Below are 11,933 nucleotides of genomic sequence, written 5' to 3' on the forward strand. Positions count from 1 at the left end.
GGGGTATTCAATGAAAGCTCGTATTCTGACGACTGTTTTACTTACAGGTTTGGCGCTGACAGCGAATGTCGCTAGCGCAGATAAATTAGATGATATTAAACAAGCGGGTGTGATCCGTATTTCCGTATTTGATAGCAACCCACCGTTTGGTTTTATTGACCCACAAACAAAAAAATTAGCAGGTTATGACGTTGATATCGCACAAGAAATTGCAGATGGCTTAGGTGTAAAACTTGAACTGCGTCCAACGAACCCTGCAAACCGCATCCCACTGCTGACATCGGGTAAAGTAGACTTGATTGGTGCGAACTTTACGATTACTGATGAGCGTGCAAAACAGGTTGATTTCTCAATCCCTGATTTTGCCACGGGCCAAAAATTTATTGCCCGTAAAGGTGTATTAAAAACCCCTGATGATATCAAACCACTGCGCATTGGTGCGGATAAAGGAACGGTGCAGGAAGTGACGCTGCGTGAACGTTTCCCAGACACCAAAGTGATTTCTTATGATGATACCCCGCAAGCATTCGCAGCGCTGCGTAATGGTAACGTGCAAGCTATCACGCAGGATGATGCAAAACTAGTGGGATTACTAGGTAACTTACCTGAGAAAGTTAAAGCGGACTTTGAAATTTCCCCCTTTAGCTTAACTAAAGAGTATCAAGCTCTGGCAGCTAGCAAAGGCGAAACGCGTTTAGTGGAAAACGTGAATGAAACGCTGCTGAAATTGGAAAAAGACGGTAAAGCTGAAGTCATTTATAACCGTTGGTTTGGTCCAGACACCAAAGCAGCACAGCCACGCGGTGACTTCAAATTTGCCCCATTGAGTGAGCAACAACCACAGTCGTAATCGACAATGGCAAGTACTGAGTAATTTGAAACCCTGCACTGTGTGCGGGGTTCTTGGTTATACGGGGTGAGGTTTTTCGTCACAGGGTGTGAAAGAAATAGGTCGTGAACTATGTTTGAGAAATTTGTCAGTGGTGATTTTTGGTCTGAGCATCTTCTAGCGCCTCAGTACCTTGAATGGTTCGGTTATGGCTTTGTTTTAACAGTCTGGATTTCGATTTGCACCATTATTGCCGCTACCTTTTTAGGCTTTTTAGTTGCATCAGCAAAGGATAGCCAGATTGCCTTTCTGCGTTGGGCAGTCAGTATCTATATTTCTATTTTTAGAAACACGCCTTTGTTGGTGCAGTTATTTTTTTGGTATTTTGCCTCGGGGGAAATACTGCCTTCAGCCGCAATGGAATGGCTCAATACTCCCCATGAAATCAACATATTTCGGATTACCGTGGGCTGGCCGTCCTTTGAGTTTTTAGCCGGTTTTATTGGGTTAACGTTATACACTGTCCCTTTTATTGCGGAAGAAATTCGTGCAGGGATCCGTGGGGTACGCCAAGGGCAAAAGTATGCCGCGTTCGCACTGGGGCTCACTTCATGGCAAGCAATGAAATTAGTGGTCTTGCCTCAAGCGGTCAAAATCGCGATGCCGCCGTTGTTGGGGCAATATATGAATGTCGTTAAAAATTCCTCATTAACCATGGCAATTGGCGTCGCGGAGCTCTCTTATGTATCTCGCCAAGTCGATAGCCAAACGTTACAAACCTTCACCGCATTTGGTGTGGCCACCGTGTTGTATATCGCCATTATTGCCCTGATGGAAGGTTGGGGACAATGGCGCGTGCAACGAAACTTGGCTCAGGGGGTATAATATGGACTTTTCAGTGATTGAACAAAATTGGCAATATTTACTGTTTGGTACTTTCCCTGATGGCCCGTTAGAAGGGGCGGCGTTGACACTCGTGATTAGCCTGCTGGCAGGGGCGGCATCGATTGTCTTAGGGACACTAGGTGGTATTGCTTTGGCAATGTTACGTGGTTTTTGGGTTAATTTATTCGCGGCAGTTTTAGGTTTTTTCCGTGCAATTCCAGTCATCATGTTAATATTCTGGACTTACTTCTTGTTGCCCATTTTGTTAGGTACGGAAATTCCTGGGATCACCACTGTGGTTTGTGCACTCGCCTTAATCACTTCTGCTTATTTAGCACATGCTGTGAAAGCAGGGATCTTAGCGATAGGTGCAGGGCAATGGCAGGCCGGGTTGTCCCTTGGTTTCAACCGTTGGCAGGTATTGTGGAATATCGTTTTACCTCAAGCATTGCGAATGATGGTGCCGTCATTTATCAATCAATGGGTGGCGCTGATTAAAGATACCTCATTGGCCTATGTCGTTGGTGTGGCTGAGCTATCTTTCTTAGCAACTCAAGTGAATAACCGCGAAATGGTTTATCCGTTGGAAGTTTTTTTATTCGTGGCATTTATCTATTTTGTGATGTGTTTTACGGTAGAAATTATTGCCAATGTGGTGGCGAAAAAACTCAGTGCACAAAACGACCCGCACAAGTCTGTGGTAAAACGCAGTTTATTGTTTTGGCGTAGACAAAAATTACTGGCGCTATCCTAAATTTTAATGGCGGTTTTATACCGCCATTCCCCAAATTCTATTTTTATTCTTTTGCTTGATTCATCGCGTGTTGTATCAGTTAGTTAGGACATTTTGCCCATTGAATTTTACGCAATCGTTTTCTTTTTCGATTTTTAATTGTAGTATAGGGCGAAAAAAACTTTTTTTGGGCGCGATATCTAATGAGTAATCAATCTTCTAGCTCGGCACAATCGCAGAGCTTGTTTCAGCGTGTTTTTAAATTACAAGAACACGGCACAACTGCACGAACTGAAGTTGTTGCTGGCTTCACGACCTTCCTGACGATGGTGTATATCGTCTTTGTTAACCCACAAATTTTATCAATTGCAGGCATGGATATTAAAGCCGTGTTTGTTACCACCTGCTTGATTGCCGCTATAGGCAGTATTTTGATGGGCTTACTGGCTAACTTACCGATTGCGGTCGCACCAGCGATGGGGCTGAATGCCTTTTTTGCGTTTGTGGTAGTTGGCGCGATGGGGTATTCATGGCAAGTCGCAATGGGTGCTGTTTTCTGGGGCGCAGTTGGCTTGTTTATCCTGACATTATTCCGCATTCGTTATTGGATTATTGCTAATATTCCCCTGAGTTTACGTGTGGGGATCACCAGCGGTATCGGTCTGTTTATTGCGATGATGGGGCTGAAAAACTCGGGTATTATCGTGGCAAACCCAGACACTTTGGTATCTATCGGTAATTTAACACATCATAACGTATGGTTAGGGGCGTTGGGCTTCTTTATTATTGCCATCTTAGCGGCGCGTAATATTCATGCGGCGGTGTTAGTGTCGATTGCGGTGACTACGTTAATTGGTCTGGCGCTGGGGGATGTAAAATACACGGGTATTTTCTCTATTCCACCAAGTGTTACCAGCGTCGTTGGGCAAGTGGACTTCGCTGGCTCATTAGATTTAGCGTTATCTGGCGTGATTTTTGCTTTCATGTTAGTTAACTTGTTTGACTCATCGGGTACCATGATTGGTGTGACTGACAAAGCGGGGATCACCAATGAACGCGGAACTTTCCCTCGTATGAAGCAAGCCCTATATGTTGATAGCTTAAGCTCTGTAGCGGGTTCGGCGATGGGAACCTCATCAGTTACCGCGTATATTGAAAGCTCTTCAGGGGTTTCAGTCGGTGGGCGTACGGGGTTAACGGCAGTTGTTGTGGGTATCTTATTCCTATTAACCATGTTTATCTCTCCACTTGCGGGTATGGTTCCTGCTTATGCAACTGCAGGTGCATTGATTTACGTAGGTGTGTTGATGACTTCAAGTCTGACTCGCGTGAAATGGGATGACTTAACTGAATCAGTACCTGCATTTATAACCGCAGTTATGATGCCGTTTAGCTTCTCGATCACAGAAGGTATCGCACTAGGGTTTATCGCATACTGCGCGATGAAAATTGGGACAGGGCGCTGGCGCGACCTGGGTCTGTGTGTGATTTTAGTGGCGGCGTTGTTCTTGCTCAAAATGGTGTTAGTCGACGCCTAAAATGCTCGTCATATTTTGCGCCGTAGCGGTGTTGGCTGCGGTTGCTAACCCTAGTCACATACTTATGTATGCTCCTAGGGATTAGCAACTCTTGCCGCCTTGCTACAGCACAAACTATTTAGAGCATTAATGAGTCACATTTTGCGCTGTAGCGGTGTTGGCTGCGGTTGCTAACTCTAGTTACATACTTATGTATGCTCCTAGGGATTAGCAACTCTTGCCGCCTTGCTACAGCACAAACTATTTAGAGCATTGGAATAATTAGAATTACCAAGAATGTAATTCAAAACGATACTCTCCATTCTTGGTACAACCGATTTTGAATATCCTTCAGTTTCGTTCCCTTCTTTTTGCTTGCATGCAACTCGAATTATTTAAGGTATAATCAATAAAGTACTATTGCGAAGGCAGGGTGGAATAAAAAATCCGCTGAAATTGCAAACTAGTGCTTTCCCCCTTTATGGGATCCTGCTAGATTTCGCAGCAGAAACTGACTTTATCAAGGTATCAGACCATGAATGCACCAAAAAAACCGGCAGCTAAGCCAAAGAAAAAATACCGTAAAACCAAAGAAGAATTGAACGCGGAAGGCCGTGAACGTAAACGCGAGAAAAAACATCGTGGTCATAAAGCTGGCAGCCGTTATGAAGAACAAGCATCCAACAAACAAAATGGTGGGCAAAACGCCTCTGCTGACCCGCGTTTAGGTAGCAAAAAACCAGTCCCTTTAATTGTGGATGAAAAACACATTACCAAACCTGTTGTTGAGAAAAAACAGCCAGTCGTTAAAGAAAAACTGACGCCTGAAAAAGAGTTAGAACTGTTAGAAAGCGATGATCGCTTAGATAGCTTACTTGCGCGCCTAGAAGATGGCGAAGCGGTTAACGCAGAAGAGCAAAAATACATCAATACTTGTTTAGACCGTATTGATGAACTAATGAGTATTTTAGGCATTGAATATGCTGACGAAGAAGAAGAGGAAGAAGACGAAGATAAACTAGATGACATCATGCGCATCTTAAAAAGCAAATAACTTCGTTTAATCATCCCTCGCGCTAGCGGGGGATGCGCCTGTTTTTTTCTACAAACACACTTTTCTTTGATGTTGCATCAAGTCTCTTTTCTCTAACATCTTTATAATATCACTATGTAGTGAAGCTTTTTCACACTCACCGAATAACAAATTAAATAAGGTGCAACCCGTCGTCATGGTTTGAGCTTTTGGTCAATTGAGGAATGTTATGTCAGAGCAAAATATTGTTTGGGATCTTTCTCTCATTCAAAAATACAATTATTCAGGGCCTCGTTATACGTCGTATCCCACCGCTTTGGAATTTAATCAAGACTATGATGAACAAGCGTTTATTAGTGCGACAACACGTTTTCCAGACCGCCCGTTATCGCTCTATGTCCATATTCCTTTTTGCCATAAGCTTTGTTACTTCTGTGGTTGCAATAAATTAGTGACACGCCAAAAGCATAAGGCGGATGAATATTTAAAAGTTATTGAAAAAGAAATTATTCAACGTGCATCTTTGCTAAAAAACCGCACTGTCACACAAATGCATTGGGGCGGAGGTACACCAACTTATCTTGATAAAGCCCAAGTTAGTCATTTAGTCGGCTTATTGAAAAAACATTTTCATTTTGCAGATGATGTGGAAATGTCCATTGAAGTTGACCCGCGTGAAATCGAACTTGATATGATTGATCACTTACGTCATGAAGGCTTTAATCGCCTAAGTATGGGCGTACAAGACTTCAATAAAGAAGTTCAGGTGTTGGTAAATCGAGAACAAGACGAAGACTTCATTTTTGCCTTGATTAAACGCGCTAAAGAAACAGGCTTTACATCAACCAGTATTGACCTAATTTATGGTTTACCAAAACAGACCTCAGAAAGCTTTGCTTTTACACTGAAAAAAGTCGCTGAGTTATCACCCGACCGTTTAAGCGTGTTTAATTATGCTCACTTGCCAAATTTATTTGCCGCGCAGCGCAAAATTAAGGATGCGGATTTACCAAGTGCAGAGCAAAAACTCGATATTCTACAAGACACGATTGCAACGTTAACCAAAGGTGGCTATCAGTTTATTGGGATGGATCACTTTGCCCGGCCTGAAGATGAACTTGCTGTAGCGCAGCGTGAGGGGATATTGCACCGTAACTTCCAAGGCTATACGACCCAAGGTGATTGCGATCTCTTAGGGTTAGGCGTTTCGGCGATCAGTATGTTAGGGGATAACTACGCGCAGAATCAGAAAGACTTAAAAACTTATTATGCACAGGTTGAAGAGCAGGGGCATGCCCTGTGGCGTGGTTTAGTCCTAACGGATGATGATTGCTTGCGCCGTGATGTGATTAAAACATTAATTTGTAACTTCCAACTAGATTTCGCACAAATAGAAGCCCTATACCCGATTGATTTTAAATCTTATTTTAAAGAAGATTTGGAATTGCTAAAACCAATGGCAGAAGATGGGCTGGTGGAAATAACCGAAACAGGTATTAAGGTGACACCACAAGGGCGCTTGCTGATCCGCAATGTTTGCATGTGTTTTGATGTGTATTTGCGGGGGCAGATGAGGCAGCGGCAGTTTTCCCGTGTCATCTAAATACTCGTCATATTTCGCCCTGCCGCGTTGTTGGCTGCGTTCGCTAACCCTAGTCACATACTTAGTGTATGCTCCTAGGGCTTAGCTTTCCTTGCCGCCTAGCGACAGAACGAACTATTTAGAGTATTGAATATTCGTCATATTTCGCCCTGTCGCGTTGTTGGCTACGTTCGCTAACCCTAGTCACATACTTAGTGTATGTTCCTAGGGTTTAGCTTTCCTTGCCGCCTAGCGACAGAACGAACTATTTAGAGTATTGAATATTCGTCATATTTCGCGCAACAGCGTTGTTGGCTATGTTCGCTAACCCTAGTCACATACTTAGTGTATGTTCCTAGGGCTTAGCTTTCCTTGCCGCCTAGCGACAGAACGAACTATTTAGAGTATTGAATATTCGTCATATTTCGCGCAACAGCGTTGTTGGCTGCGTTCGCTAACCCTAGTCACATACTTAGTGTATGTTCCTAGGGCTTAGCTTTCCTTGCCGCCTAGCGGCAGAACGAACTATTTAGAGTATTGAATATTCGTCATATTTCGCGCAACAGCGTTGTTGGCTACGTTCGCTAACCCTAGTCACATACTTAGTGTATGTTCCTAGGGCTTAGCTTTCCTTGCCGCCTAGCGGCAGAACGAACTATTTTGAGTATTACATTGTGATATCAATTCTGGTTATCAATCTTTTCAATTAGCTGATAAGCGGCATTAATGCGGTCGGGGATCGGATACCATTTATTAGCAAGGATCACCACGGCGACTTGTTCTTCGGGAATAAACACAGCATAAGTGGCAAAGCCATTGGTTGACCCTGTTTTATTATAAAATGCACGGGTTTCTGGTGGCATTGCGGGTTTAATTGCTTCGACTTTTTGTGGCTGTAATGCCATTTCATCACGGTTACCTTGTTGTAATTGTGATAAAGAGACTGGCCACGGGTAACTTTCCCACATCATATCTTGCACAAATGAATCGGTTAAATATAACCCCGTGTGGGTATCTTCAACGGCTTCTTGCCACGATTTTGCGACTTTTACCGTTTGCATGTTAATTTCAAGAAAACGAATTAAATCCTTCGCGTTCGATTTTAAACCATAAGCCTCAGCATCTAGAATTTGTGGAGTGACTCGTACAGGTTGGTCTTTTTTATTGTAGCCTTGTGCATAATTTTTTTGCTGATTCTTAGGTACATGAATATAAGTGTGCTTGAGGCCAAGAGAAGGTAGCATCAATTTTTCCATGGCTTGTTCAAAAGGCATTTTTAACTGTTTTGCTGCCACAATACCTAATAATCCCACCCCTAAATTAGAGTATGAACGAAACTGACCAATCGCTTTTTCAGGGATCCAGTTTTGGTAATAACGCGTTAATTCCATTGAATTTGTTATTGTTTCAGGTACAAACAAAGATAAACCCGATGTATGGGTTGCAAGATTCATAACGCTAATGTGGTCAAAGGCAGAACCTTTTAATTCAGGCAGATAATGACTCACGGTTTGTGAAAAATCTAATTTTCCCTGCACTTGTGCATAGGCAGCCAAAGTCGCTGTGAAGGTTTTAGACAGCGATCCAATTTCAAACAGTGTATTGTTATTGACAGGCTCTTGGGTTTGTTTGGATTGCACGCCATAGTGGTAAATATAGCGTTTGCCTTCCATGGAAATTGCGACAGACATCCCTGGGATACCTTGCTGTTTCATCAGCGGCTTAATAATGCTATCGACATCTTGTTGGTTTAAAGCGTTAGCTGAAATGGCAGTAAAAGCCAAACTCAGGGCGATAAAAATCCGCCCCTGACGAAAAAGATTTCTCATAGAGTTGTCCAATTAAATAAAAGTTTAAGTTATTGATAGCTGATTTTGAAAAGTACTTTAGTACGACAAATAAGTGCCGTAATATAGCATTTATTCGGTTAAAGTAGCCGTTGAGCAAGAGTATGCGTGTTTTAAGCTATTTTTTAAAACGATATAAAATTCGATGAGCCAAAAGAAAATCTTATGTCAGGAAATTACCGTCATCGCCTTCCACTTAATGCACTTCGTGCATTTGAAGCCTCTGCAAGGCATTTAAGTTTTACGCGAGCTGGGCTTGAATTGAATGTCACTCAGGCTGCAGTAAGCCAGCAAGTTCGGTTGCTGGAAGAACAGCTAGGTTTGGAATTATTCATTCGTTTATCAAGAGGGTTAGCATTAACAGATGAAGGTTTGGCTCTGTTACCTGTGCTGAGTCGTTCTTTTGATCAAATCGAATCGTTATTGTTGCAATTTGAAGATGGCCATTATCATGAAGTGTTAAGTATTTCAGTCGTGGGAACCTTTGCAGTAGGTTGGTTATTACCGCGTTTAAGCAAATTTTCTGATTTATACCCATATATTGATTTACGTATTATGACCCACAATAACGTGGTCAATTTAGCGGCTGAAGGTGTTGATTTTGCTATTCGCTTTGGGGAGGGCTTGTGGCCATTGGTGGAAAATATGCCATTATTTACAACGTCGCATACGGTGTTATGTTCAGAAAAAGTGGCGACTGGCTTAAAATCGCCAGTGGATTTAAAAGAACAAAAGTTACTGCGTTCTTACCGTAAAGATGAGTGGGAAAAATGGTTTCTCGCTGCGCAAATAGATCCATGGCGAGTGAAAGGTCCTGTATTTGATTCTTCTCGATTAATGGTTGAGGCGGCAATCTTAACTGAAGGTGTAGCCTTAGTCCCGAGCTGTATGTTTGAGCACGAAATTAGCGCAGGCACACTCGTTCAGCCTTTCGATATTGGTGTGACGTTAGGGGGATACTGGCTAAGTCGTTTAAAGTCGAAGCCGATGACATCGGCAATGATGATTTTTCAGCAATGGATATTAGAAGAGGCGCAATTTAGTTAAGCCAGCACAACAATGTGACTGGCTTAGGTAAAGTTAATTTGCAGTTTATCTGAGGGCCATGCTTTAAAACACAAGCGTTTCGGCTTCATAGAAACTTTTCTTGTCATGAATAAAATTATTTGCATGATTTAATGGGTTATAGTCAGTGAAAAAATAGGCGGGGTCGATATCGAATATTTGGCAAAGTTGGAATAACGTATCAACATGGATATTTACCTCTCCATTTTCATAGCGAGATTGATGTTGTTGGCTAATTCCTAACAAGGTACTGAGTTCCTTGCCACTCATTCCGTAGCTTTCTCTTAATGACCTAATTTTCATACCAACAGATGTGGATATTTTTTTGTTCATAATATGCCTTAATAGATGTTTATTAATATTACTTCGGATGTTGTTACTTATTCTAATTTAGCTAACTCTTTTATATCTTTATCCGATAATAAATCATAAAAGTTAACTTTAAAGTAATTAACATATTGGGCTAAACGGTCTAAATTAATACGGTTTATTCCCCGTTCATACCTTGATTGCTGTTGCTCACTAATTCCAAAATCATTGGCAATTTTCGATAATGAAATTCCTTTCATTTTCCGATAGTAAGTTATTTTACGACCGACTAATTTTGATGCAGGGTAATATTTCTGCATAGTTGACTCCTTTTATATCGATAAGACTATTTAAAAATGATTACTTTGATATAAAAAAGAATATTAAATTAAAATTAGTTTTTTATGTTGAATGATTACTCTAACAGAGAGTAATTCATATAAAAATAGATATTGATCATTAAAATAAAAAATTTTTAAAGCAGGTTAAATTATAAGTGCTGAATTTATTTCATATTGAAACATACAATATTCTTATTAAGAATATAATTAAATGAGTGTTTCGATTTAATAATATAATATGCTTGTGTTTTTAATGTTATTTTCTATTTTTATCCAACAGTTTAATTGCGATGCCTATTTATGAGTTTCCCCAAAAAGAGTGCTGCGCCTCTCACTACACATTGAATTATTGATCCTTAAAGCGCAATATTGGTTTGCATAAGCAGAAAAGGATGATAAAAATCCAATAATGAATAAATGATAAATTTCACTAATCCTCCTTCATACTTAAGTTAAGTACATCAAAAATTTCTTGATTTTCTTTTTCATTTAAAATAAAGAATCTTTCTAATTCAATTCCAAATATATTGGCATACTCATTTAACCTATCTAAATTAATTCTGTTTATCCCTCGTTCATATCGTGATTGTTGTTGTTCGCTAACACCAATGATAATTGCAAGTTCATGAAGGGACATCCCTTTCATTTTTCGATAATATGTGATTTTATTTCCAATAATTCTGGATACGGGATAATACTCAGGCATTTAACCACCTCTAATCAGAAATAGAGCAATACACTATTTATTCGCATAATTAATGATAAACAAGATTAAACTCTAAATGGCTACGAAATGAACCAGGCTCCATACCGCTACCGTATCCTACCACTCGAGCTGAAAATGAAAATTCTACACTGCGAGTTGGGTAATGAACTGGAACAGAAATCTTATCCCCATTTTTGATTGTGACTTTATTAGCAGTGTTGGCTAAATTCAGGGCGACATTTTTTGCTGTACCATTATTAATAAAATAGTCGGGTGTAGTGGTATCCGGTGTACCACTCAATGTCATGATTGCTTCCGTGGTTGATAAAGGGCAATTTTTTAATTTTACTGAAAAATCCACCCAAGGGGATTTTTGAGTATCTTTAATATTCCAAATATTAATTTTCTTCAGGTCAATCACATAGTTTGTGGTGTCTAATTCACACGGCATCGCCGTAACATAGCCATGAACATTGATATTAATTTGCTGGTCGGCGGCAAACAGTGAACCAGATACCAGCAATAATGAAAGTGCAAATTTTTTCATTATGTAATTCCTTTGCTTATAAATAGGTAATGGTGGCGGTAATATTGGCAGAAATAGACCCTGGTACCACATTACCCACGGCACTGTAAGCACGAGTACGTAATGGAATGGCAATATCAGATTGCCCATTGAGCGGCACCTGTAACACTTTTAAATTACCTAAGGGGGTTGCTCCGTCATCGCTTTGTAATTGCACGGCAACATTTTTTGCAGTACCTAAGTTTTTATATAAGCTACTGGTGGTATCCCCTGTTTCAGCTGTGCCTGTAAAGGTTAGTTTGATTTGGTTCACAAATGATGAGCAGTTATTTAAGTGAATATTAAAGGTATTCCAAGCGGAGCCTGTTTGTGCGCCATCAAATATATCCATGGGCAAACGTTTTAAATCAATATCGATATTATTGCCACCTGAAATATTACAGGTAGCGGCTTTAATATTGCCGGTAAAATTAACCGTAATATTGGTAGCTGCAAATGAAGATAAATGCACAGCGAATAAATTTATCGATAAAATAGTGAGTAATATTTTTTTCATGGCA

At 40.7% G+C, this 11,933-nt stretch carries 13 protein-coding genes; 7 read left to right on the forward strand and 6 right to left on the reverse strand.

The window, feature by feature from the left end; translation table 11 throughout:
* Window positions 1-10: 10 nt before the first annotated feature.
* The 6 genes from KDJ85_RS13445 to hemN all read left to right on the forward strand — a co-directional run bounded on the left by KDJ85_RS13445 (window position 11) and on the right by hemN (window position 6,600).
* The gene (locus KDJ85_RS13445; protein WP_206084966.1) at window positions 11-850 is read left to right on the forward strand and encodes an ABC transporter substrate-binding protein; all 840 of its coding nucleotides are present in this window, start codon (window positions 11-13) and stop codon (window positions 848-850) included.
* Window positions 851-961: 111 nt separating this feature from the next.
* On the forward strand, window positions 962-1,714 hold the full coding sequence (locus KDJ85_RS13450) for an amino acid ABC transporter permease (protein ID WP_225820105.1): 753 nt from the start codon (window positions 962-964) through the stop codon (window positions 1,712-1,714).
* Window position 1,715: 1 nt separating this feature from the next.
* Window positions 1,716-2,468 carry an amino acid ABC transporter permease gene (locus tag KDJ85_RS13455; RefSeq protein WP_225820106.1) on the forward strand — a complete coding sequence of 251 codons (753 nt, stop codon included), beginning with the start codon at window positions 1,716-1,718 and terminating at the stop codon, window positions 2,466-2,468.
* Window positions 2,469-2,650: 182 nt separating this feature from the next.
* Window positions 2,651-3,985: an NCS2 family permease gene (locus tag KDJ85_RS13460; protein ID WP_225820107.1), complete on the forward strand. Its 1,335-nt coding sequence runs from the start codon at window positions 2,651-2,653 to the stop codon at window positions 3,983-3,985.
* A 514-nt stretch (window positions 3,986-4,499) separates the two neighbouring features.
* Window positions 4,500-5,018: a Der GTPase-activating protein YihI gene (gene yihI / locus KDJ85_RS13465; protein WP_225820108.1), complete on the forward strand. Its 519-nt coding sequence runs from the start codon at window positions 4,500-4,502 to the stop codon at window positions 5,016-5,018.
* Window positions 5,019-5,226: 208 nt separating this feature from the next.
* Entirely contained in the window at window positions 5,227-6,600 is a 1,374-nt protein-coding gene (hemN, locus tag KDJ85_RS13470; RefSeq protein ID WP_225820109.1) for an oxygen-independent coproporphyrinogen III oxidase, read from the forward strand.
* Window positions 6,601-7,259: 659 nt separating this feature from the next.
* Here hemN and ampC read toward each other — a convergent pair.
* On the reverse strand, window positions 7,260-8,408 hold the full coding sequence (gene ampC / locus KDJ85_RS13475; RefSeq protein ID WP_225820110.1) for a class C beta-lactamase: 1,149 nt from the start codon (window positions 8,406-8,408) through the stop codon (window positions 7,260-7,262).
* A 183-nt stretch (window positions 8,409-8,591) separates the two neighbouring features.
* On the opposite strand from ampC, the gene KDJ85_RS13480 reads away from it, so the two are divergent.
* The gene (locus tag KDJ85_RS13480) at window positions 8,592-9,473 is read left to right on the forward strand and encodes a LysR substrate-binding domain-containing protein (protein WP_225820111.1); all 882 of its coding nucleotides are present in this window, start codon (window positions 8,592-8,594) and stop codon (window positions 9,471-9,473) included.
* 63 nt (window positions 9,474-9,536) lie between these two features.
* Here KDJ85_RS13480 and KDJ85_RS13485 read toward each other — a convergent pair whose 3' ends face one another.
* From KDJ85_RS13485 to KDJ85_RS13505, 5 genes are all read right to left on the reverse strand, one after another.
* The gene (locus KDJ85_RS13485) at window positions 9,537-9,824 is read right to left on the reverse strand and encodes a helix-turn-helix domain-containing protein (RefSeq protein ID WP_225820112.1); all 288 of its coding nucleotides are present in this window, start codon (window positions 9,822-9,824) and stop codon (window positions 9,537-9,539) included.
* A gap of 47 nt (window positions 9,825-9,871) precedes the next feature.
* Complete coding sequence (locus KDJ85_RS13490; RefSeq protein WP_225820113.1) at window positions 9,872-10,120, reverse strand: helix-turn-helix domain-containing protein; 249 nt, start codon at window positions 10,118-10,120, stop codon at window positions 9,872-9,874.
* 451 nt (window positions 10,121-10,571) lie between these two features.
* Window positions 10,572-10,847 (reverse strand): helix-turn-helix domain-containing protein, encoded by a 276-nt coding sequence (locus KDJ85_RS13495; protein ID WP_225820114.1) that lies wholly within the window; start codon window positions 10,845-10,847, stop codon window positions 10,572-10,574.
* Window positions 10,848-10,896: 49 nt separating this feature from the next.
* The gene (locus KDJ85_RS13500; protein ID WP_225820115.1) at window positions 10,897-11,394 is read right to left on the reverse strand and encodes a fimbrial protein; all 498 of its coding nucleotides are present in this window, start codon (window positions 11,392-11,394) and stop codon (window positions 10,897-10,899) included.
* A gap of 16 nt (window positions 11,395-11,410) precedes the next feature.
* A complete protein-coding gene (locus KDJ85_RS13505) occupies window positions 11,411-11,929 on the reverse strand; it encodes a fimbrial protein (RefSeq protein ID WP_225820116.1) in 519 nt (172 codons plus the stop codon).
* Between the last annotated feature and the right edge of the window lie 4 nt (window positions 11,930-11,933).

It is taken from the genome of Providencia vermicola, from assembly GCF_020381325.1.
GTDB lineage: Bacteria > Pseudomonadota > Gammaproteobacteria > Enterobacterales > Enterobacteriaceae > Providencia > Providencia vermicola.